The following is a 22,655-nucleotide window of genomic DNA, read 5'->3' as shown; positions in this document are numbered from 1 at the left end:
CCCTTCTCCACCGCGGAGCCCCTGTTGCACACCCCCACCGACGAACAGACCCACGCCGTCGACGCTTTCCGGGACGGCCACCACATGGTGCTGCAGGCCGGCGCCGGCACAGGCAAGACCAGCACGCTGGCTCTGCTGGCTGCGAACACTCGACGCCGAGGCCGCTATCTCGCCTTCAACAAGGACATCGCCGACGACGCCGCCACACGGTTTCCGCGCTCGGTGCAGTGCAGGACCGCTCACGCCACGGCCTTCGCAGCCGTCGGTCACCGGTTCACTCGCCGGCTCAACAGTCCGCGCCAGCCTGCCTGGCGGATCGGGCACGCCCTGGGCATCAGATCCCTCGTCCGTATCGGTGATCACGAGATCAGCCATCGGACCCTGTCCCACACGGTGTTGCGTACGGTCACCCGCTTCTGCCAGTCCGCCGACAGGACCCTGGCCCCCCACCACGTGCCGGCTCTGCGCAGGTTGGGCACACTGAAAGAGCGTGCCCAACTCGCCGAAGCCGTCATGCCGTTCGCAGGAAAGGCATGGAACGATCTACAGAATGCCGATGACGGCGTAGTCCGGTTCGACCACGACCACTACCTGAAGATGTGGGCCCTGACCGAGCCGAAGATCGAGGCCGACTTCCTCCTCCTCGACGAGGCCCAGGACACTAACCCCGTCCTGGAGCGGGTCTTCGCAGCCCAACGCGGCCACGCCCAACTGGTCATGGTCGGCGACTCCGCCCAAGCCATCTACGGGTGGCGCGGGGCCCACGACGTGATGACAGGCTTCGACGCCACCCACCTCACCTTGACCCGCTCCTTCCGCTTCGGCCCGCTCCTCGCCGAACAAGCCAACAGGTGGCTCGCGTTCACCGACGCGCCGATCCGGCTGACTGGTTCCGACGCCATTCCAACGAAGGTCGGCCCGGTCACCTGTCCGGACGCGGTGCTGTGCCGCACCAACATCGGGGCCATGACCGAGGTCATGACACTGCTGGAGGAGGGTCGTCGGGTGGCGCTCACCCGAGGCGGACAGACGCTCACCGCACTGGCACGCGCCGCGCAGGACCTCAAGGACGGCCGACGCACATCCCACCCCGAACTGGTTCTCTTCGCCTCATGGGGTGAGTTGCAGGAATACGCGGAATACGATCCTGCCGGCCGAGATCTCCAGCCGTTCGTGGAGCTTGTCGATACCCACGGGCCCGAAGCCGTCATCGCCGCCGTCGACGCACTGACCGACGAAGACAAAGCCGAGGTCACGGTATCCACCGCTCACAAGGCAAAAGGCCGGGAGTGGCTCGGGATCAGAATCGCCGACGACTTTCCCCCGCCACCGGACAGCGACCAGGTGGACGGCAACGGCCGGCCGATCCCTGAGACTGTGAGTGAGACGGGCGCCCGTCTCGCCTACGTCGCCGTCACTCGCGCCCGCCACCAACTGGACCTCGGAGGACTCGCATGGATCGAGAACCAACCAGCTCCTGTCGATTGCGCCCGACAAATCGACGCACATGACTGACCCATAATTCAGCTTCAGAGTCCCACGTGGCTGGCGTCGCCACGAGCAAGCAGAAGTCCGTCTGCGTGCAGAACCCTGGTACAGCCCGACTCTTCTGGCGCTTCGTATTTCCGAAGTTCAGAGCCCATGTTTTCCAGTAAATAAACCCTTGGGGATCGCATTCGGGTCGAATTCGTGCGACAGGTATCGCCGTTTCTGTCTGCCGTCCATGCCGTCCATGCCGCTCATCCAGGCATTCCAGGTGTCAAAGGCGGTTCGGTGGCGGTCTCCCAGTTATGCGGAACGGCCCGCGAGGAGTTCCTCGCGGGCCGTCCTTTGCCGGTTCTCACATGTGGACGACGGGTGCTGCATCGGGGTCCTGCTCGGGTACTCCGCGTCGGTAGAGGACGACGCTGACGACCAGGCCGGCGGCGAAGAAGACGGCCGACCACCAGTACGCGGTGGAGTAGGCCTCAAGGCTGGCGTGCGCCTGGACCAGCGGGTCCTTGGGGTCGCGACCGATCATGTAGTCGGCGGCGGCGCTGGTGGCCAGGGTGTTGAGCAGGGCCGTACCGATCGAACCGCCGACCTGCTGCATGGCGTTGACGGTTGCGGAGGCGACACCGGCGTCCTCCGTGTCCACGCCGGCGACGGCCAGGCTCATGGCCGGGGCGATCACCAGGCCGAGGCCGAGGCCCGCGACGATGAGCGGCGGCATGACGTCGGCGGTGTAGCTGCTGTCGAGGCCGAGAGCGGTGAGCCAGGCCATACCGGCGGCGGCCAGGCCCATACCGAGCGGGACCACCGGCTTGGGGCCGATGCGGGGGACGAGCACGCTGGTGGCGAGGGTGGAGGCAACCATGAGCGCGGCGACCATGGGCAGGAAGGCCAGGCCGGTCTTGACGGGCGTGTAACCGAGGCTCTGCTGCAGGTAGTAGGTGAGGAAGAGGAAGACGCCGAACATACCGGCACCGCTGATCATGACGGCGACGAAGGAGGCGCCGCGGTTGCGGTCGAGCAGGATGCGCAGAGGGAGTAGGGGGTGGGAGGACCGGGTCTGCCACCACGTGAACACGGCGAGCAGTACGGCTCCGGCGATGAGGAAACCCCAGGTCTGCGGGGAGCTCCAGTCGTGGGACTCGGCGTTGGAGAAGCCGTAGACCAGACTGAAGAGGCCGGCGCCGACGAGAACGGCTCCCGGGACGTCGAGGGAGGTGGTCTTGCTGCGTGCGGTGCGGCGCAGCAGCATCATGCCGCCGATGAAGGCGACGGCCGCGAAGGCGAGGTTGACGTAGAGGGTCCAGCGCCAGTCGAAGTACTCGGTGAGCAGACCGCCGAGGAGCAGGCCGATGGCGCCGCCGGCGCCGGCGATGGCGCCGAAGACACCGAAGGCCGTGGCACGTTCCTTTGGGTCGGTGAAGGTCGTGGTCAGCAGTGACAGGGCGGCGGGGGCGAGCAGGGCGCCGAACAGGCCCTGCCCGGCACGGGCGACGACGAGCATCTCGAAGCTGGTGGCGGCACCGCCCAGGGCGGACATGCCGGCGAAGCCGACCAGGCCGATGAGGAAGGTCATCTTGCGGCCGAACAGGTCCGCTATGCGTCCGCCGAGTAGTAGCAGACTGCCGAAGGCGAGGGCGTACGCGGTGACGACCCACTGCCGGTCACCGTCGGAGAAACCCAGGTCCTTCTGTGCGGAGGGCAGGGCGATGTTCACGATGGTGGCGTCCAGGACGACCATGAGCTGAGCCACACCGATGATGGCGAGGATCCACCAGCGATGGTGGGGCGGTGACTCGGCCGCAGGGAGTGGGGACACGTTGGCCGCGCCCTCACGGGCGTCGGTGGTGGTTTTGGGCATGGCGGGGCTCCAGACGAATCGAGGAGTGCAAATAGTGGTGGCGCGGTGCGGGACGGCTGCGTCGTCGGAGCTCGTCATGTGGTTCGGGGCGGTGCACGGCAGCCGGTGAGACGGCCGGTGCTCCGCGCGAACTGGAGGCGGGAGAATCAGGCAGCCGGGAACCTCGGGAGACCCGCTCCTGAGTTCTGTCGACGACGTGTGCCACGGCGCGGGACACGTGGGACCACGCCCGGACCGGAGTCCTTGAGTGCCCGGAGGTGGACTTCTCGCGGCGAGGCGGGGGAGAAGGTCTGCCAGCCCCGGGCCTGCCGGTCGAGAGTGCCGATCAGCGGCATGAGATCCGGCGTGGCCGAGGCAGGAAGGCCCATACGATTTGACGCCGGTTCTCCGAAGGTCTGCCGCAGCACTGTGTGCATCAGCGTGCTGAGTTGTTCCTTGGAGAGGGCCATTCCCGGCGCGCGGGCCATGGCGTGAGCCTGAATCTCGACCATCGCGATCGTCAGGGTGCGTGAGTTCTCGTCCGGCGACGGTGTCACGGAGTCCAGCAGGTCCTGCAACCGGCGGGCTCCGGCGTGGTCGGCGACGTCCTGGTGGAGGCGTTCGTCGAGTCCCAGCAGGTGGGCCACGTACGACCAGTACCGGTAGAGGTGGCGCTCTTCCTCGGGGCTGATCTCGATGCCGACGGCGGCCAGGGCTCGGTAGGAGATCAGGGTGAAGCCGAGCCAGGTACGGGCCATGTCGAACTGACCGATCGGCAGGCCGGGGGCGCCCGCGTCCCAGTCCGCGAGAGACTTGGCACGCATACGGGCATGGCGCAGTCGAAGCTCGGCGGCGGCCACGTACCCCTGCCCTCCGCGCAGCAGCCCGCCCGGTTGGACGATCTGACGGGCCCACACCGCAGTCTCCACGAGGTTGCGCGAAGCCGTGGCAGTGGGTGTGCCGCGCCCGGCCAGGAGCCGCGCGACGGTCGGGGAGGCGTAGGTGTGGGCCAGCGCGCTGGTGATCGAGCAGAGCCCGGACCATATGGGTGGCACGGACTGGCTCACGACATCGCCGCGGTGGAGCGTCGAAGGGGTGACCCAGGACGGAGTGGCCTCCAGGTCCTTCAGCAGCGCGGTGATGGCTGTGAAGGAGCGTTCGCCGAGGCTCGCCAACCCTTCCTTGAGGCCCATGTCGAGGGCCTGTCGCGCCGGCGTGCCGTGGAGGTCCAGTTCGGCGATGGCGGCGTCGGCGAGCAGATCCCCGGCGGTGAGCAGGACGACGAGGTGTTGGGTCTGTGAGGTGTGCCGCTGTCGCGCGGCTTCCAGGTCGATCACTCGCTCGGGGGCTTCGCGGGGTGCTTGGTTCTCAGTCATGTGGCTCTCACTTCCGAGAGGGCGAGGCGGACCGACGATCATGGGGGAAGGTCGCCTGACACATGTCAGATTATCTTCAATCTGACATGTGTCAAGTAAGCTGTTCCTGGTCCATCAGGCCGCCGCGCGGCAGCACAGGGTGCGCGCTGCGCGGGCACGAATAGTCAGGCATGGAGGCAGGAAATGGGAGCAAGCGCCGAATCGGCTCGTCGGCCGGGGCGCCCCGGCGCGGACACTCCCGCGGTGCCGGGGGAGGAGAGCATCCTGCGGCGCGGGCTCGAAGCCTTCGCGGAACTGGGGTACGACCACGCATCGGCGAGAGAGTTGGCCCGCCGCTTGGGCGTCAGCCACAACTTCATCAACGACCGGTACGGGTCCAAGGCCGCGTTCTGGCGGGCGGTGGTGGAATTCTCCCTCGGGGCACAGCTGGCCGGTATGCCGCAGGTGGACCCCTCGCTGGACGATGCCGAGCAGTTGCGGCAGATCATCAGCACCTTCTACCGAACGGCGGCGGACGCGCCCCTCGTCGGACGGCTGTTCGTCGACGAGCTCAACCGGGACACGGAGCGGCTGGACTACCTGTACGCGCACTACATCGGTCCGGTCCTGCAGACCATCACGGACTGTATCGACCGGCTCGTCGCCTCCGGGCGCATGGCGCCGATCCCGTTGGACGTGCTCTTCTTCGCCGTCATCCCGCCTGTCTCGGGCATGGTGGACGTGCCCCTGGCTCGCCGCCTGGGCCGACCCGTGCCGTCCTCGCCGCAGCAGCTGACCGCCACGGCGGACGCACTGGCGACGCTCGTGGTCAACGGCATGCTCGCGACGGGAGCGGATGGTCGCCGCTGAGACCGACGCCGCGGCGTGAGACCGCTCAGGGGGCGTTCGTATCCGTGCCGGCCGCGACCGGTCGGCACCGCCGTGCAGGGATATGCGGCGACCAGGTGTTATCCCGCGGGCCGGCCACATCACTAGGAACAGGACGCCCCTCTGACATCGAAATTCTCACCGCTGCTGAATGCCCGCATCGGTGGGAGACTGGCTTTGCGATGGAGGATTTCGGCACGGCTCCTTGGGGTGCAGCCGCTGATATGTCATACGCGGCTGTGGCGCTGACGGACGCCGAAGGAGTGGTGATCGGCTGGGGTCCGGAGACCCGTGAGCCGCTCGGCCTCTCTCGTACCGAGATCGAAGGGCACCCGGTGCAGGACCTGCTGTCCCGGGACGACGCCGCGACCTTGCAGCGAGTGCTTGCGCGTCAGGCGAGTTGGAGTGGTCGGCTCGCGTTTCTGCGTAACGACGGACAGGCCCTGGAGCTGGTACTTCGGGCGCAGCCGATGCCGTCGGGGAGAGGGGAGCTTCGCTGGGTTCTGACGATGGCCCGGCCCGGTGAGCCGACGAGGTCGGAAGGCGGCCAGTCTCTCGCAGACCAGGCTTTCACCCAGTGCCCGGTCGTCCAGGTGATCTACGACACGGAACTACGTTTCGCACGGGTCAATGCTGCCGCCGCCCGCCGGTTCGCCGCCACGGAGGAAGAGCTGCGGGGTCGTCCGGTCTCCGATGTCTTCTCGGCGCCGGTCTACGCGGCATTCCAGCGACATCTGCGTCAAGTGATCGAGACCGGGGAGCCGGTGCACTACGAGGGCTACTACAGCGTGCCGGGCGTGATTCACGAGCGCCCCTGGGCGCATGAGATAGGGCCCGTCAGGGATGCTTCGGGGCGCCTGTGCGGTGCGATCGTCACAACCTACGAGAGCAGCGAACAATACTGGGGCCGTCGGCGGTGGTCTCTGCTGAACGATGCGGCCACCCGTATCGGCACCAGCCTGGACGTGTCGCAGACCGCTCAAGAACTCGCCGAGACGATCACGCCACAACTAGCGGACTTCGTCACCGTCGATCTCCTCGATTCGGTGCTCCAAGGGACGGATCCCGCTCTGAGGCACGACCACTCGCCGCTCGCGCTGCGCCGTGTCGCGCAATGCTCGGCCACTGCGGGCTCTCCGGAGGCGGTAGTCGCCGTCGGCGAGTCCACCGCTCAGACGGCGGACTCGCCCTACACACGCTGTCTGGCCACGGGAGAAGCGATTCTGGCGAGAGCTGGAGACCCCGCATGGGAACGGTGGCTCGCGAACGACAGCGTTCGCAGGGCCCGTGTGCACGAGTTCGGGTTCCATTCGACGCTGGCGGTACCGCTGCGTTCTCGTGGTACGACGCTGGGTGTCCTCTCCCTGCTACGTCGCCTCCACCCTGAGCATCCCTTCGACAGGGACGACGCGGTCCTTGTGGAAGAGCTCGCCGCAAGAGCGGCGGTGTCCATAGACAATGCCCTCCGCTATACCCGCGAGCACGCCACCGCCCTGACACTCCAGCACAACCTGCTGCCCCAGCGGCTTCGAGAACAACCCGCTGTGGAATTCGCCTCCCGCTACCTGCCCGCAGACTCCCCCCTGGGCGTGGGCGGCGACTGGTTCGACGTCATTCCTCTCTCCGGCGCGCGGGTCGCCCTCGTCGTCGGTGACGTCGTCGGGCACGGGCTCCAGGCCTCCGCCACGATGGGACGCCTGCGGGCCGCTGTACGCACACTCGCCGATGTGGACCTCAGCCCGGATGAGCTGCTCACCCGCCTCGACGATCTGGTGATCCGCCTGTCCGTCGATTCCGACGGCGTGAGCGGCCAGGGAATCGACGGTGACGTCGGTGCGACCTGCATGTACGCCGTGTACGACCCCGTCTCGCTGCACTGCAGCATCGCCCGTGCCGGACACCCCCTGCCTGCCATCGTGCTCCCGGACGATACGGTCGATTTTCCCGAGATACCGGCCGGGCCGCCCCTCGGCTTGGGCAGCCTGCCCTTCGAGTGCGCCGAATTCGACCTGCCGGCCGGCAGTCTCCTCGCCCTGTACACCGACGGCCTCATCGAATCCCGAGCCCATGACATCTCCGTCGGCCTGGATACGCTGCGCGAGGCCCTGGGAGCTTCGCACCGCTCGCTGGAATCCAAGTGCGACGCCATCATGGATGCACTCGTCCCCAAGGCCCCCGACGACGATGTCGCCCTGCTCCTTGCCCGCACCCGGGCCTTCGACGGCGACCACGTCGCCACCTGGGACCTGCCGAGCGACCCGGTGGCCGTGGCTCCCACGCGTGCTGACGCGCGCCGGCAACTCACCGCCTGGCGACTGAGCGATCTCGAGTTCACCACCGAGCTCGTAGTCAGCGAACTGGTCACCAATGCCATCCGCTACGGCGCCCCTCCCATCCGGCTTCGGCTCATCCGTGACAGCGCACTCGTCATCGAAGTCACCGACGGGAGCAGCACCGCTCCCCATCTCAGACACGCCCGCGCCTTCGACGAGGGCGGACGCGGCCTGCTCATGGTCGCCCAGATGGCACAACGCTGGGGCACACGCCATACACACAGGGGCAAGACCATCTGGGCCGAACTATCGCTCAGCCAGTAACCCTCTGACGACTGATCTCAGCGGCTCGGGCGGAGGTGCACCCCACCCCGGCGAGGCAGGAACGCCCCGCCGGGGTCGCGTCGCGTGAGCCTGCTGGAGGAGCGGGAACCCGCCCCCCAGAGGGCGGCCCTCGAACGCAAGGGCGAGGCAGGGGGCGGGCAGGGGCGCGACGTCAGATGGCCGGCTCAGTCTTCCGAGCGTGGCGGCCGACATGTACCGGCGCGGCGACGCTCTGCCGCTTCCGCGAGAACAGGACCGCCAGGCCTGACAGCGTGCAGGGGACCGCGCCGAAGAGAAACGCAGCGGTGGCCCAGGTGCCGTGGTTGCTCAGCAGAGTGGCTGCCAGGGCAGAGGAGAGGATCGCCCCGATCGGACCCACCGCCGCGACGAAGGCGGCGCCGCGGCCTCGGATACGCGTCTCGTAGCTTTCGCCGACGAAGAACAGGACGCACGAGTAGGGACCGATCAGGAAGAAGGTCCCGATGCTGTAGAGCGCGACGACGGTCCAGAAGTTGCTGGGCCCGTAGATCATCGCGGTGAAGACGAGACCTCCGGTGATCCAGCCGGCGGCAATGACGTTGCGCCTGCCGAACCGGTCCCCGAGGAATCCGTGAGTGAGATAGCCCAAGTAGGCGATGACGTTGGACAGCAGCAGGATGACCAGCGAGTTCGTGAACGACACATGGTGCACGTTGATGAGTACGGTGGTGCCCAGGACGCTGAAGACCTGCACGGGGAAGTAGTTGAGGATGTGTCCGAGCCCCAGGGAGAGCGTGGTTCGCAGGCCCCTGCCGCGGAAGATGTCGGCCAAGGTGCTACGGGTCTCGGACTCGTCGACGCCCAGGGCGGCCGCGAGCTGTTCGGCTTCTCGGCGTGCGCCGCGGGACTGAAGTTGCCGCAGCTTCTGCACGGTCTCGAACTGCGGGGACTCACGCAGCTTGCGTGCGAGGAGCGCGACGACCAGTGACGGGACAGCGGCGAAGAGAAAACACCCGACCCAGCCGGTGATCGGCAGCATCACTGCCGTCAGTGCGGCGGCCAGGATCGCTCCGATCGGCCAACCGCCCTGCACCAGCGAGTAGATGAAGCCCTGACGCTTCTTGATCCGCGGATCGTCCGAGGCCCCGTAGAGTTCGCTGAGATAGGCGCCGTTGACACCCTGTTCCGACAGACCCAGACCGCTGAGCGAGCGGATGGCGACCAGCCCCCAGGCCGGCACGACACCTGCCAGAGCCGTGAGAACCGAGGCTACGCCGGCTCCGGCGGTGGTGACGGCCACGCCGGCCTTGCGGCCGAACCTGTCGACGACCGGCCCGGCCAACAGGCCGAGTGCCACCGCGCCGATGGACATCCAGGTGACGAGGGTGGCCTGCTCGGCTGAGTCCAGGCCCTTGTCCTTGCCTATCTCCGGCAGCAGGGTGCCGAAGAGAATGAAGTCGTAGACAGCGAACGCCCAGGCCAGGAAGGCCAGCACAGTGGCGTATGTGATCTGTCGATTGGTGACGGGCCGAGGCCGCCAGGTGTTCTCGCTCTGGATCGTCATCGACCCACCTCCAGGATGGCTACCGTTCGCTGTTGATCGATTACCGAGAGTCGCGAACGGAGGGTGTGTGCGCATGCGACATGAGGGCGATGCGCCTCATGCGCCTGCAAGGGAAAGGGGACCGGAGGCCGGTTGCTCAGCCGGCCTCCGCCTGCGACCTACTGGCTCAGGCTGCCGGTCCGACTGGGTGCGGGTGCCTCGGAGCCACCCTCGATCTCCAGCAGAATCGGCAGGAGGTACCTGCGGAACTCCTCGTAGTTCTCGGTCACCGGGAAGTGGCCGAGCTTGGGCATCTCCCAGTACTTGCACCCGGGCACGAGGTCGGCCAGTTCCTTGGTGTCGGCCGGCGAGGTGTTCGGGTCGTACTCACCGGTGAGCAGGTACAGCATGCACTTGTCGGTGTCGATGGCCCGCGCCTCCTCGGGGGAGACGTTGTGGTCGTAGTAGTAGTAATAGAGGTCGCCCGCGAACACGCCCGGTCCGCCGCACTGGTACTCCCACTGGAGCTCCCGGACGTTCTCCTCGGGGCTGTACGGGGAGATGTTCAGCAGCATCGCGGCCCCGGTGGAGGTGCGGGACACGTTGGGGTTGTCGAACTCCCGGCGGATCCCGGCCATACCCACGTCCACGTACTCGGCGGCTGAGCGCAAGGCCCCTTCCACAGCGATGGTCGCCCGGTAGCTGTCGGGACAGTTGGAAGCCAGGTCGATGGCAAGATGCCCGCCCATGGAACTGCCCATGTAGACCGGCCGGTCCAGCTCCAGGGCCTCGGACAGCGCGTTGGGGAACGCCATCATGCGCGCCTTGGTCATCTGGTACTCCTGCGTCCACCACGAGACTCCGTGCGGCGGCAGGGACTTGCCGTGATATGGCAGGTCGAATGCGATGACGCGATAGCGGTCGGTGACCTCCGGATCATTGAGCAGGTGCCGGTACTGACGCCCGTCCGAGCCGGCGGTGTGCCCCACGATCAGAGGGATGCCCTGACCGGCCTCCTCGTAGTAGACGCGGTACTCGACGTCTTCCACGGTCAGGTGGACGTAGCGTCCGGTGATCGGTTCATGCCTGGCCATGGTTCACGCTCCCTGTGCGTTGAGCCGGCGGAAGATCTGCATCAGCCGGTTCAGGGCCGGCAGATATGCGTAGAGCTGCTCCGTGTTGCTCAGCTGCACGCCATGCTTGATGGACGAACTCTGCAGCGACTGGAAGAACGGCCGCGGGTGCTCGGCGGTCATCTCCTCCCACTGCTCGCGGGTGCCGGACACGGCGATCGCCGCATCCTTGGGATCGATGTCGCTCGGGTCCACCGACAGGAGGCGGCCGTCGTCATAGACGCCCAGCCACGCCTGGTCGCCGATGGTCACATGGAGCTTGCCGGTGTAGTAGCGCATCTCCCGGGAGAACTCGAAGTCCTCGTTGGCCTGCTTCAGCACAGCAGCGAAGTCACGCATGGGCGCGTCCTTCCTGTGTAGTACGGAGGGTGTTGTCAGGGCGGTCGAGGAGCTCGTACATCCTCGTGTGGTCCTCGGCGGCGAAGCCGTTGTCGACGGCCTTGTGCCACACATCGGCGCAGTGGTGACTGAGCTCCGCGTCGACGCCCAGTTCCTCGGACAGGGCGATGGCTATGTCCACGTCCTTGGTCATCAGTCCGACGGGGAATCCGGAACCGAAGCTGCCCGAGAGCATGAACTGGGCCACCTTGTTCTCCGAGGTGTTGCTGCGCCCGGAGGAGGCGTTCAGCACGTCGGTCAGGGTCTGTGGTTCGATTCCGAACCGTTGCCCGATGTGAAGCGCCTCGACTGTGACGGCCACCGACGCGGCCGAGACGAGATTGTTCAGAGCCTTGGCCGCGTGCCCGGAGCCGGGTCCCCCGACGTGAATGAGGGACTTGCCCATCACCTCGAACAGCGGCTTCGCCTCATGCACGTCGGCGGCGGTTCCGCCGGCCATGATGGCCAGCCGGCCGTTGAGTGCTCCTCGCACTCCCCCGGAGACCGGGGCATCGACATAGCGCATACCCTTCTCCTCCAGGGTGACCGCCAACTGCTGAGAGCGGCTGGGTTCGGCCGAGGACATGTCGATGAACAGGGTGTTCAGTGAGGCCGTCGCCACGACCTGTTCGGTGAGCAGAGCGGTCTGGACGATGGCGGAGGTCGGCAGCATCGTGATGATGACGTCCGCGCGTTGCCAGGCGACGGTCCCGGCCGCGGCGGCAGTGGGGTGGGCGGCCAGGAACTTCTCCACGACTTCGGTGCTCCGGTCGTGGACGATCAGACTGTGTCCGGCCTGGACGAGGCGCTGAGCCATGGGGAAACCCATGTTGCCCAGGCCGATGAACCCGATGGTCGTCATGCCTCGGCCTCCATTTCGGCGAAGACCTCCCGTGCCAGCCGGAAGCTTTCGAGGGCGGCGGGGGCACCGCAGTAGACCGCGACCTGGAGGAAGACCTCCTGGATCTGCTCCTTGGTCACCCCGTTGCGGACCGCGCCGCGCACATGCACTTTCAGCTCGTGCGGGCGGTTCAGGGCGCTGATCATGGCCAGGTTGATGAGGCTGCGCTGAGATCGATCGAGACCCGGGCGGTCCCACACATCGCCCCAGCAGTACTGGGTGACCACTTCCTGAATCGGCATCGAGAAGTCATCGGCACCGTCGAGGCTGCGTTGGACGTAGGCGTCGCCGAGTACCTCACGGCGGGTGGCCAGGCCCTTCTCGAACAGTTCCTTGTTCAACGTGTTGCTCCTTCGAAACCTGGTGTGCAGTTCCACACGGCTTGGATGTTGGTGAACTCGTGGACCCCGAAGTGGGACAGTTCGCGGCCGTAGCCGCTGTTCTTCACTCCACCGATGGGGATACGGGGGTCGGAGACCGCTATGCCGTTGATGAACACCCCGCCCACCTCCAGACGCTGGGCCACGCGGGAAGCGAGGTCCGCATCGCCGGTCCACAGGCTGGCGCTCAGGCCGAACTGGGAGTCGTTGGCCATCGCGAGGGCGTCCTCGAGGTCCTCGGCCACCACCAGAGAGGCGACAGGGCCGAAGATCTCCTCACGGAAGGACGTCATGGCCGGTGTGACATCGGCGAGCACGGTCGGCTGGAAGAAGCTGCCCGGTCCTTCGATCGGACTCCCTCCCGTCAGAAGCCGGGCGCCCTCGGCGACGGTGCGCTCGACCTGGCGGTGAATCTCCTGGCGGATGTCGTCGCGGGCGATGGGCCCGATGTAGGTCGATTCCTGGGTGGGGTCGCCCACCGTCAGCTTGCGCACCTCGGCCACGAACCGCTCGGTGAACGTGTCCGCGATGGCCTGGTCGAGGATGATGCGCTTGGCCGCGATGCAGATCTGTCCACTGTTCTGGAACCGGCCGTGGATCGCCGCCTCCACGGCCGCGTCCAGGTCCGCGTCGCCGAGAACGATGAAGGCGTCCGAGCCCCCCAGTTCCAGCACACTGCGCTTGATGGCCCGCCCGGCCTGGGCGGCGATGGCCGAGCCCGCACGAACACTGCCCGTGACCGTCACACCCGCAACGGCCGGATGAGCGATGGCCTGGGAGACCACGTCGTTGTCGGCATTGAGGACGCTGAACGTCCCCTCCGGAACTCCGGCCTCCCGCCACAACCGTTCGACGGCCAGAGCACAGCCGACCACGTTAGGGGCGGGCTTGAGGACGTAGGCGTTGCCGCCCAGCAGGATCGGGATCGCCCCGCGCATCACCTGCCAGACAGGAAAGTTCCACGGCTCCACAGCCAGCACGGGTCCCAGTGGACGGTAGGCCACATGAGCCGCGGGCCCGATCGAGGTGGGAGCGTCGGCGATCATTTTCGCGCCGTTGTCGGCGTACCAGGACGCCACCCAGGCCGCTTTCTCCACTTCGGCACGCGACTGCGTGATGGGCTTGCCCATTTCGGCGGTGATCAGCGCGCCCAGTTCCTCCACATCCCGCAGCAGCAGCCGGGCCATGCGGGCCAGAGCGGCGCACCGGACCCCGGGACTGCTCTGGCTCCACTGTGCGAAGCCTTGCCGGGCACGGCGAAGGACGGCGTCCAGTTCGTCACCACCGACGAACGGGTAGGTGTCGATCACCTCTCCCGTGGCGGGGTTGACCGACCTCGCGGCCGCGGGTGCTTGCAGAGTCACGATCTGGTCCTCTCGGAGCCGGGTGGGGAAAAGAGCACAAAGTGGGAGGACAGCTCCGCGCAGTGCAGTGAGTGAGCGGGCGTCTGATGGGGCCGGCGGCGGAGGGGCGGTGTGCGTCCTCATGCCGGCCTGTCAAAGGTGAGCGCCGCATTCACGGCGCGGTACCGATTCCGTCCGGGGCGGCTGGTGAGCCCCACGCTTCTCAGGGCCGGTGACCGCTTGATAAAAGGTTAGGAGAGTGTCACGCTGCTGTGAACGAGCAGTTTCAGAACCTAAACTTCAGCGAGAGAGAACGATGGAATTCGCCCAGCTGGAGATGTTCGTGGCTGTGGCCGAGCATGGCGGGATCACCGCCGCTGCCGAGAGGTTGCTACGAGCCCCTTCCAACGTTTCCACCCGTATCCGGCACCTGGAAAAGGAGCTGGGTATGGACCTGCTTCTGCGTGACAAGCGACAGGTCACCCTCTCCGCCGAAGGGGAGGCGTTCCTCGAATACGCTCGGCGTTTGATCGACATCGCCGACGAGGCGAAGTCCCTGGCCAACGGTGAGCGGCCGCACGGCCGATTCCGCATCGGCGCTCTCGAAAGCACCTCTGCTGTGCGGATCCCTTCGCTGCTGGCCGAGTTCCATCTGAGCTATCCGGAAGTTGACCTCGAACTGGAAGCCGGAGCCTCCGGCATGCTGTTCGATCATGTACTCAAGGGTCAGGTGAGCGCCGTCTTCACCGACGGCCCGCCCGCCTCCCCGGTTCTCACGGGAATGCACGCGTTCACCGAGAATCTGGTCATCCTCACCCCCGAGTCGGTGAAGACGATCGATGACGATTTCCGACAGTCGAACCCGACTGTCTTCCTCTTCGGCACCGTCTGCTCCTACCGCCAGCGATTCGAGGACTGGCTGGAGGAGAGCGGCATCAAACCCGGAAGGATGGTGGAAATCTCGTCCTACTACAGCATGCTCGCGTGCGTGGCCGCGGGAGCCGGCATCTGCATGATGCCGCGTTGCCTCTACGAGTCCCTGCCCGGAAGCAACCGGGTGACCTGCCACCCCATCGAGGGTGACCTGGGACGTGCGGAGACCTGGCTCACCTGGCGCCGTGACGCCCGCTCCGCGAACCTGCGGGCCTTCGTACGGCAGGTCAGGGCGCACCTGGCCGACCTCTCCGAGCAGCAGGCCCCCCTCGCCGCCTGAGCCTGGACGCCCGCGTTGTCGCCGGACAGCACGGAAGTGGTTCCCGCCATGCTGTGCGCATGGCGGGAACCACTTCGGTGCACTGCCTTATATCTGGGTGCGGGGATGCGGTTGGCGCCCGTACAGGGCGACCATGGGCACGATGAGTAGTCCGAGCACCGCCTGCTGCGCCGCTGCGGACAGCCCCAGTCCCACGAGAACAGTCCCCAACAGGGTCATGACCGCGACGCCCAGCACCGTGGCCCCGTATCCGCCGCGGCCACCAAGCAGCGACGTGCCACCGACGACGACCGCGGCGACCGTCGTGAACAGGTACGGGCGGCCGACATCCGCGAAGGCGCCTCCGCTGAACCCGAGCAGCAGGATGCCGACGACCGATGCCATCGCGGCGCTGAGGGCGAAGGTGCCCAGCCAGATGCCGAGTTGCGGCACCAGGGCTCTCTCGGCAGCCGTCCGATTGCCTCCCATGGCATACAGCCCGCGCCCCGGCCAGGTGCGGCGCAGGACGAGGATGACCACGACGGACAGCGCGGCCCACAGCCACACCGTGAGTCCGACGCCGGTCCCGAGGAAACTGCCGTTGGCGGACCCGGCGTCGGTGAGCCATCTGGGAACGCGGCCGTACACGGTCCCCGCCTGGTCGGCACCGACACTGACGACGATCTGCGCGCCTCCCAGCACGGCGAAGCCCATGCCCAGGCTCAGGATCAGGGATCTTCCGGGCTGGAAGTAACTGATCAGGCCTGTGACCGTGCCCACCATGAGCGCCAGTGCGACGACGATCAGCACGCTGGACCACGAGGACAGCCCCTGGCCGAGGAGCCAGAGCATCACGATGTTGGCGGCGCCGACGACGAACGGGATCGAGAGATCGAGCTCGCCGAGGAGTGCACACAGCGTCTGGCCTATGGACACGATGCCCAGGAAGGCGCCGAACACCAGCATGGTTTTGAGGTTCGTGCCCGACCCGAAGCCGTCCACGGCGAGCATGCCGGTGAGGACGAGGGCGACCACAAGAACGCCGGCCATGAGGCTGCTGTTCTGCACCGACTTGCGCAGAACAGCACGCGTAGCGCGCGGCTGCACGTGGCCGTCACCGGTAACGGGGTTTTCGTTCCGCGCGGACATCCCACTCATGCGTGCACCTCCACTCGGCCATGACGACGTCGCCTTCGCAGACCGCTCCTCGTGAAGACGGTCCCGACCGCCAACGCGAGAACCAGAATCAGGCCGTACACCAGTTGCACCACGAAGCTGGCAGCGGCCCCGAAGTCGAACGTCGCCAGGGCATCACTGATCAGGAAGACATCGATCGCCCCGACGACCGCGCCCAGCGCGCCCCCGCGTCCGCCGCCGACGCTGATGCCGCCGAGCAGCAGCGCGGTGACGACGATCAGCGTGTACTGCTGACCGAACGCCGGATCGCCCGAGGCGATCACCGAGGTGTAGAGCACCCCGGCGAGACCGGCGTAGACACCGGCGATGGCGTGCGCGCCGACACGCGTGAGGACGAGTGGTACGCCGCTTGCGAACGCGGTGCGCTCGTTGAACCCCATAACCCGCAGGTTGTGAAAGAAAGAGGTCCGCGCGATCAGCGTCCACACGACGAAACCTGCCACGAGGACACCCGTTACAGGGGAGAACACCGACGTCGGGGCACCCCAGGCGGTCAGCCAGGCGGGCGCCATGCCGTCGGGCTTGTCGGTGATCATCAGGTTGACACCGGCCAGGACCAGAAATCCGCTCAACGTCACGATGACCGGCTGCAGTCTGAGACCGGCGATGAGGAGGCCCTGGACGACCTCGAAGAGCACCGACACCCCGATCGCGAAGGCGATGATGAGCAGGGGGCTGGTCACTCCGGACTTGATCAGCCAGAACACCAGGCTCACGTTGACGAAGCCCACGAGCGGCCCGATCGCCAGGTCCACCCCTCCCCGGCCGGCCATGGCGACAGGAGTCAGGGCCATCGTGGCCATGATGAGCGGTGCGGCGCTGACGATCGCATACGCCGCTCCGTCGCTGGTGAACAGGTGGGGGCCGCGGACCGCGGCGAGCGCCAGCAGACACACCAGCAGGCTCACGGGAACAGCCGCATATCCATGGCGATCGGCGAGCCGACGAAGGAGGGAACTGTTTTTCGCAGTCATGATCGCAACTCCCTGTCCCCGTCGGGACTGCCGTCTGCCTGGCCGAACATGGCGGCGAGTACGCCGTCCACAGTGATCTGTTCGCCCTCCAACATCGTGAACAGCGAGTCGTCGCGGAACACGGCGACGCGATGGCAGAGTCCGATGAACTCCACGATCTCCGAGGAGAGGAACAGGACGGTGCTTCCCTGCGAGGAGAGCTGACGCAGCAGGTCGTAGAGGCTGTGCTTCGCGGAGATGTCGACCCCACGGGTGGGATCGTTGAGCAGGATGACCCCGGGATCGGCTGCGAGTGCTCGGCCGATGAGTACTTTCTGTTGGTTGCCTCCACTCAGGGTGCCGATGGGCGCTGAGGGCCGGTTCAGACGGATCGACAACGCTGCCCGCTGCTCCTCGAAGGCCTTCTGCACGGCTCCGAATCGAATCACGCCTCCGGACCGCTGGGTGCGGAACAGGGGCATACCGAAGTTCTCGAGGATCGATAGGTTGGGGAAGGTTCCTTCGAGCTTCCTGTCACCGGGGATGTAGGCGACGCCTGCGTTCACCGCGTCCTTCTGCCTGGAGATCCGCAGCTCGTTTCCCTGCCTGTCGGCGACAGTGATCGTGCCTTCGGCCGCGGGCCGGATGCCGGCCACTGCCTGGATCAACCCGGCCTGTCCCTGGCCGTCCAGGCCTATGACGCCGACTATCTCGCCTTCGGCCACGTCCAGTTCGAACGGCGTCGCACCATGGCGGAGGCGTACACCGGTCGCACGTACCACGGGGGCACGCTCTCCAGGGAGCACGGGCGGCGAATGTGCGGCGGTCGCCGCCCCCTCGCCGAAGTTGGCGGCATCGCCAGTCATCATCTCCAGGAGACGGTTCTCGGTGATCTGCGCGCCCTCGAGCGTGCCGACATCCACCCCGTTGCGCAGGACTGTGGCCCGATCGGCGAACCTCGTCAGTTCCTCGATCCGGTGCGTCACGATGAGCACGCACATCCCTGCGGCCTTGAGGCGGACCGCCGCCTCATACAGCCGCTCTGCTCCGGAGTGGTCCAGGGCGGCCGTGGATTCGTCGAGGATGAGAACACGCGGCTCGCTGAGCAGAGCCCGTGCGATGGTGACCCACTGGCGCTTGCTCAACGGAAGGTCGTCAACGAGGCCGTACAGGTCGAGTGGTTCACCGAGCAGCCCGGTGAACACCTCTGCGGCGCGGCCAAGTTGCTCGGCCCTGGGCCCCTTCCGGGTCCGGGGTGCCTCCGCGCCGATGAAGAGGTTGTCGAACACGGTCATGCCTTCCGCCAGGAGGACCTCCTGGAAGACGGTGGCCACACCGAGGCTTCGCGCATGCGCGGGGCTGCCGGGCGTGCCGCCCCGCAGTTCGACGGTCCCCGAGTCTGCGGGGAAGACACCCGAAATAATCTTGGCGAGCGTGCTCTTGCCGCTGCCGTTCTCCCCCACGATCGCGTGGACCTCGCCGCGCCGGGCGGTGAACGAACAGCCCTGCAGCGCCTTGGTGTCACCGAACGCTTTGTGCACGTCACGCACGCAGAGCACATCGTCCGCGATGTCGTCCCGTGCGGTCACGCTCGCGTCCCGCGGACCGGAAGTGACCTCAGCCGTCAAGGTGTCCTCCCTCCGGTTCCGGCGCGTAGTACGTGTCATCCCGTGCTCCCGCTGCCCGGGACTGCCACGTCCTTGCCGAGCGGTGCCTTGGGCCGCAGGAAGAAGGTGTCGAGATACTTCTCCGAGAACCATTCCGCGGGCTCGATCCAGGTCGCGTCGTTCACGTCACAGCCACTCGGCGTGATCTTGCGGATGTCGTCGATGCCGTACTCGGTGAGCTTCCGGGTGATCGACTGGATCTTGGGACCCTGCCCCTGGAGGATGCGGACCATGATGCTCATGGCACCGGTCGCCTCGCTTCCGGGCGGCCACACGTTGAACAGCCGGGTCTTCCACTCCGGGTGCTTCGTCCAGTAGCAGGCGGCGCCCTTCTCACCGCCGATGGTCATCGGGGGCAGCTTGCGCCCTGATTCGAGCACGGCCTGCATCACGCCGATCTCCTGAGCGGACTGGGTGACGATGCCGTCGATGTGCTCCGGGTGGGTAGAGAGGAATTTCAGGACCTCGGTCTTCGCGATCTGATCGGTCCACTGTCCGGCCACGGTTCCGACCAGCTTGATGTTCGGATACTTTTTCAGGGCAGCCTTGACGCCCCTGTCGACGCTGTCACTGGACGCGGCTCCGGGAATGCCGTTGACATAGAGCATGTTGCCCTTGCCACCCATCTGCTTGGCCACGAAGTCGGCCATGGCGGCACCGCCCTGGACGTAGTTGCCGTACACGTTCACCGATCCCTCGGCCGACGTGAATCCCGAGAACGTCACGACGGGAACGCCGCGAGCCTGGGCGTAGGTGACGGCAGGGTTGATGGCGGCGGACGAGCAGCACAGCAGAATGATGTCGGCGCCCTGGTTGACCAGCTGATGTATCTGCTGGATTTGCGTCGAGTCATTCAGGTTGGACTGGGTCACGATCAGCTTGTCCACCAGCCCGGCCTTCTTGTAGGCGGGGACGAGGACCTTCTGCAGCTGGTTGAGCGACCCGGATCGCCATGTGTTGCCGGCGTACGAGCTGGCGTATCCGATGGTCCACGGTGGGCTCTGTTTCGGCTTGAAGTTCGCGAAGGGCGATGAGCCGGTCGGCCCGTCAAAGTCCGTGTAAGCCGCTCTTATGTCGCTCGGCAGCGATTTCAGCCCCTGCTGTGATGACTTCTGTGTGCCGGATTCTGCTCCGTTCGATCCGGCGCATCCGGCGACTGCCAGGACCAGTGCGGCGAGGACCGCAAGCAGGGCAAGTTGGGTTCGTTTCAACAAGGTGAGTTCCTTCATCGGAGGGGCTTGCATCTGCCGCATGCGTAACCCGCGCTGTATCCGTCTTGAGGCCTGGCGAAAATAACCGTGATCCTCGCCGTCGGATCCATTCAGCTATCGCTGAGCGCCCGTTCCCTCAGTGATAGTGAGACATTTTTCATCCGGTGCGATCTGGTTGTCCCGGAAGGAGATAGAGGGAAATGCGGCTAGGTCGGATGGGCCCGCCGGGCCGGCATGCCGGTGGTTCGCCGGAAGCTCGACGCCGATGTCCTTCGCGGCCGATCTGCCGCGCCTGATCGTCGCACCGCCCGATGCACTGCGGCGAGCAGACAGTAATACCGTCGACATGCGCAGACAAGAGGGTGGGCAAAGATCCTCGACACTCCGTACCCCAACACCCTCTGATCGATTGCGGTCCTACCGGGGAGAACATCCACGATGACCTGGGCCTCGCTCGTCTTCAGCTGGGGCTCCTCGCTCGCAAGGGCGCACGCAAACAGCGGCTTCGCAGGGGGAGTCGGGCCCAAGCCTGGCGGATCGCCCCCTGCCTGGCTCTACCAAGCCGGCGCCCGGCATCTGCCGCTCGCGCAACGGTGAGTCACATACTTGCCCGACTCGTATTACCGTAATACTGTTTCGGCCGGGGGCGACCCATTCCCTCCGGATGACGGGTCGCCGCCCCACGTACACAGCCAAGGCCACGAGCTCAGGCGCTCCAAGAGTCGCCCGTTAGCCTGCCGCCCGCTTCGCGAGGAGACCCAGCACATGGCGGATGGGCAGACCCGCGTTGCGGGCCGGTTCCCGTCTCGGAGCGAGCATCAATGCCGCGTGCTCACGGCGGGCAACATCGCATGGGCGGACCACTCCGTGTCGAATCCATTTGAGCGCCCAAACCTGCGGGCGCGGGCGAAGCGGCCAGGGCTGCGTCCCTGCGTCGCGTCGCCCACCTACCCGTGCGTGGAACGCACGGTCGGCGCCAAGCTGCGCTGAGCGTAGGAGCCGCCCGCACCACATCGGCAACATCCATCCGTACAACGAAAGGAGAGCCGCATGGCCACCGAGGCCGAGGCTCAGGCATACATCGACGACATGGCTCGCGCGCGCGGTTACGTGCTGGACTACCACAAGGTGATGGCCAAGCAGGACTTCGACGTCCTGACCGCGGCCAACAACCTGGTGTCCAGCGCCTATCTCAAGCAGCGGAAGCTGGACCGTGCGACCAAGGAACTCATCTTCATCGTCAGCCTCACCGTGATGCGGGCCTCGAAGGGTCACATCCAGACCCACATCCGCGTCGCCCTGGACCTCGGGCTGAGTCCGGGGGAGATCCTCGAAGCCATCGAGATCGCCCTGCCGGAGGCCGGCATCGTCGCCTTCCAGACAGGCTTCGACGCATGGCGCGAGGTAGTGGGGGCCGATGGTCTGGAGCCCACCGTCACGGTGCACGAGGGCGGTTCCGGCTCCAACTGACCTCGTCTTCCGTGTCTTGGTCCCCCCCTCATCGCTCCGGGACCAAGGCGCGGCTCCGTCAGCAACTGGGACCCCCGCGGCCACCCGGAATGCCGCCATGCCCTCGCCCTCCTCGACTAGTACATCGGGTGTTACCGTATTATCAGGAACATGACGACTGAGGCTGCAGATTCGACCGTCGATGCCGTTCCCAGGATGGCTGCCCCTTTGCGTCAGCAGGTGATCGAACGGCTTCGCGACGCGATCTCCGGGGAGCAGTTCCAACCAGGTGAGCGGCTGGTGGAGAAAGTCCTGTGTGCGCGCTACGGCGTGAGCCGGACGGTGATCCGTGAGGCCCTTCGGCATCTCGAGGCCGAGGGTTTGGTCGACATCGTGGCGAACCGGGGTCCTGTAGTGCGGGTGCTCTCCGACCAGGAGGCAGACTCGCTGTACGAGGTGCGCGGGGCACTTGAGGGCCTGGCCGGCCAGCTGTTCGCCGAGCGAGCCACGCCCGCCCAGCGGGAACAGCTCCTACGTGCTTTGGATCAGGTGCGTACGGCGCTCGCCGACGGCTCGCTTGCCAGGTTGCTGGAGGTGAAGGACAGCTTCTACGACGCCCTGATCGAAGGGTCGGGCAACGGCGTCATCGGTACGGCCCTGCGCAACATCCACACCCAGATCCGCATGCTGCGCTCGCTGTCGCTGCAGGCCGAGGGCCGCCTCCCCCACACACTGCGGGAACTGGAGGGCATCGTAGAAGCCACCGTCGTGCGCCGAGACCCCGAACTGGCCCGGATCCGTTGCCTGGAGCACGTGGGAGCGGCCGCCACCGCCATGCGCTCCGCACGCGAAGCCAGGCGGGCCGCCGAGGCCTGATCACAAAGGCCGGCCTCGCCACGCCCTGACCATCTACAGCGCATTCTGCGCATCACACGTCTCGTCGGCCCAGCAACGCCCGACGGGCAGGAGCCGGGCGCCCTGCGCGCGCCACCTCCCTGAGGCCACCGCCGGTTGTACACCCCCCAGGGCAGCAGAAGTAATCCTTGCTCATAGCGTCATACCGTAATATCGTCATCTCATCCAAGGCTGGTGAGAGGATGGACGCAGTCACCCCGCCCCGATGAGGCCGTCCGTAGCCGGCTGGCTCCATCCGAAAGG

At 66.6% G+C, this 22,655-nt stretch carries 18 protein-coding genes; 6 read left to right on the top strand and 12 right to left on the bottom strand.

What is annotated here, in order from left to right; translation table 11 throughout:
• Positions 1 to 24: 24 nt before the first annotated feature.
• Positions 25 to 1,515, top strand: a complete 1,491-nt coding sequence (locus ABZ855_RS16360; RefSeq protein WP_360807201.1) for a UvrD-helicase domain-containing protein — start codon at positions 25 to 27, stop codon at positions 1,513 to 1,515.
• Positions 1,516 to 1,840: 325 nt separating this feature from the next.
• Here the strand turns inward: ABZ855_RS16360 and ABZ855_RS16355 are convergent, their stop codons facing one another.
• Together ABZ855_RS16355 and ABZ855_RS16350 are read right to left on the bottom strand one after the other, a co-directional pair.
• Positions 1,841 to 3,352 (bottom strand): MFS transporter, encoded by a 1,512-nt coding sequence (locus ABZ855_RS16355; protein WP_360807198.1) that lies wholly within the window; start codon positions 3,350 to 3,352, stop codon positions 1,841 to 1,843.
• A gap of 146 nt (positions 3,353 to 3,498) precedes the next feature.
• The gene (locus ABZ855_RS16350) at positions 3,499 to 4,707 is read right to left on the bottom strand and encodes an oxygenase MpaB family protein (protein WP_360807196.1); all 1,209 of its coding nucleotides are present in this window, start codon (positions 4,705 to 4,707) and stop codon (positions 3,499 to 3,501) included.
• A gap of 243 nt (positions 4,708 to 4,950) precedes the next feature.
• Here ABZ855_RS16350 and ABZ855_RS16345 point away from each other — a divergent pair, with 243 nt between their 5' ends.
• Complete coding sequence (locus ABZ855_RS16345) at positions 4,951 to 5,556, top strand: TetR/AcrR family transcriptional regulator (RefSeq protein ID WP_360807324.1); 606 nt, start codon at positions 4,951 to 4,953, stop codon at positions 5,554 to 5,556.
• A gap of 200 nt (positions 5,557 to 5,756) precedes the next feature.
• Positions 5,757 to 8,171: a SpoIIE family protein phosphatase gene (locus tag ABZ855_RS16340; protein WP_360807194.1), complete on the top strand. Its 2,415-nt coding sequence runs from the start codon at positions 5,757 to 5,759 to the stop codon at positions 8,169 to 8,171.
• Between the two features lie 172 nt (positions 8,172 to 8,343).
• Here the strand turns inward: ABZ855_RS16340 and ABZ855_RS16335 are convergent, their stop codons facing one another.
• The 6 genes from ABZ855_RS16335 to ABZ855_RS16310 all read right to left on the bottom strand — a co-directional run bounded on the left by ABZ855_RS16335 (position 8,344) and on the right by ABZ855_RS16310 (position 13,849).
• Positions 8,344 to 9,714 (bottom strand): MFS transporter, encoded by a 1,371-nt coding sequence (locus ABZ855_RS16335; protein ID WP_360807192.1) that lies wholly within the window; start codon positions 9,712 to 9,714, stop codon positions 8,344 to 8,346.
• A 158-nt stretch (positions 9,715 to 9,872) separates the two neighbouring features.
• Positions 9,873 to 10,787 carry an alpha/beta hydrolase gene (locus ABZ855_RS16330; protein ID WP_360807190.1) on the bottom strand — a complete coding sequence of 305 codons (915 nt, stop codon included), beginning with the start codon at positions 10,785 to 10,787 and terminating at the stop codon, positions 9,873 to 9,875.
• Positions 10,788 to 10,790: 3 nt separating this feature from the next.
• Complete coding sequence (locus ABZ855_RS16325) at positions 10,791 to 11,165, bottom strand: hypothetical protein (RefSeq protein WP_010356367.1); 375 nt, start codon at positions 11,163 to 11,165, stop codon at positions 10,791 to 10,793.
• Positions 11,158 to 12,066: an NAD(P)-dependent oxidoreductase gene (locus tag ABZ855_RS16320; protein WP_360807188.1), complete on the bottom strand. Its 909-nt coding sequence runs from the start codon at positions 12,064 to 12,066 to the stop codon at positions 11,158 to 11,160. The genes ABZ855_RS16325 and ABZ855_RS16320 overlap by 8 nt, the downstream gene beginning before the upstream one ends.
• The gene (gene pcaC / locus ABZ855_RS16315) at positions 12,063 to 12,446 is read right to left on the bottom strand and encodes a 4-carboxymuconolactone decarboxylase (protein ID WP_010356369.1); all 384 of its coding nucleotides are present in this window, start codon (positions 12,444 to 12,446) and stop codon (positions 12,063 to 12,065) included. The genes ABZ855_RS16320 and pcaC overlap by 4 nt, the downstream gene beginning before the upstream one ends.
• Positions 12,443 to 13,849 carry an NAD-dependent succinate-semialdehyde dehydrogenase gene (locus ABZ855_RS16310; RefSeq protein ID WP_360807186.1) on the bottom strand — a complete coding sequence of 469 codons (1,407 nt, stop codon included), beginning with the start codon at positions 13,847 to 13,849 and terminating at the stop codon, positions 12,443 to 12,445. Before ABZ855_RS16310 ends, pcaC begins: the two co-directional genes overlap by 4 nt.
• Positions 13,850 to 14,144: 295 nt before the next feature.
• Here ABZ855_RS16310 and ABZ855_RS16305 point away from each other — a divergent pair, with 295 nt between their 5' ends.
• Positions 14,145 to 15,041, top strand: a complete 897-nt coding sequence (locus ABZ855_RS16305; protein ID WP_360807184.1) for a LysR family transcriptional regulator — start codon at positions 14,145 to 14,147, stop codon at positions 15,039 to 15,041.
• Between the two features lie 87 nt (positions 15,042 to 15,128).
• On the opposite strand, the gene ABZ855_RS16300 is transcribed toward ABZ855_RS16305, so the two are convergent.
• The 4 genes from ABZ855_RS16300 to ABZ855_RS16285 all read right to left on the bottom strand — a co-directional run bounded on the left by ABZ855_RS16300 (position 15,129) and on the right by ABZ855_RS16285 (position 20,066).
• A complete protein-coding gene (locus ABZ855_RS16300; RefSeq protein ID WP_360807182.1) occupies positions 15,129 to 16,178 on the bottom strand; it encodes an ABC transporter permease in 1,050 nt (349 codons plus the stop codon).
• Positions 16,175 to 17,125 (bottom strand): ABC transporter permease, encoded by a 951-nt coding sequence (locus tag ABZ855_RS16295; protein ID WP_360807180.1) that lies wholly within the window; start codon positions 17,123 to 17,125, stop codon positions 16,175 to 16,177. The genes ABZ855_RS16300 and ABZ855_RS16295 overlap by 4 nt, the downstream gene beginning before the upstream one ends.
• 62 nt (positions 17,126 to 17,187) lie before the next feature.
• Positions 17,188 to 18,759: a sugar ABC transporter ATP-binding protein gene (locus ABZ855_RS16290; RefSeq protein WP_360807178.1), complete on the bottom strand. Its 1,572-nt coding sequence runs from the start codon at positions 18,757 to 18,759 to the stop codon at positions 17,188 to 17,190.
• 74 nt (positions 18,760 to 18,833) lie between these two features.
• Positions 18,834 to 20,066 carry a substrate-binding domain-containing protein gene (locus ABZ855_RS16285; protein WP_360807176.1) on the bottom strand — a complete coding sequence of 411 codons (1,233 nt, stop codon included), beginning with the start codon at positions 20,064 to 20,066 and terminating at the stop codon, positions 18,834 to 18,836.
• Between the two features lie 1,032 nt (positions 20,067 to 21,098).
• Between ABZ855_RS16285 and ABZ855_RS16280 the strand changes: the two genes are divergently transcribed.
• Together ABZ855_RS16280 and ABZ855_RS16275 are read left to right on the top strand one after the other, a co-directional pair.
• The gene (locus ABZ855_RS16280) at positions 21,099 to 21,518 is read left to right on the top strand and encodes a carboxymuconolactone decarboxylase family protein (RefSeq protein WP_360807174.1); all 420 of its coding nucleotides are present in this window, start codon (positions 21,099 to 21,101) and stop codon (positions 21,516 to 21,518) included.
• Positions 21,519 to 21,668: 150 nt separating this feature from the next.
• Positions 21,669 to 22,373 (top strand): GntR family transcriptional regulator, encoded by a 705-nt coding sequence (locus ABZ855_RS16275; protein ID WP_360807172.1) that lies wholly within the window; start codon positions 21,669 to 21,671, stop codon positions 22,371 to 22,373.
• Positions 22,374 to 22,655: the final 282 nt, after the last annotated feature.

It is taken from the genome of Streptomyces sp. NPDC047042, assembly GCF_040644035.1.
Taxonomy (GTDB): Bacteria; Actinomycetota; Actinomycetes; order Streptomycetales; family Streptomycetaceae; genus Streptomyces.
The sequence above is the reverse complement of the archived record's forward strand: the minus strand, read 5'-3'. Positions and strand labels throughout refer to the sequence as shown.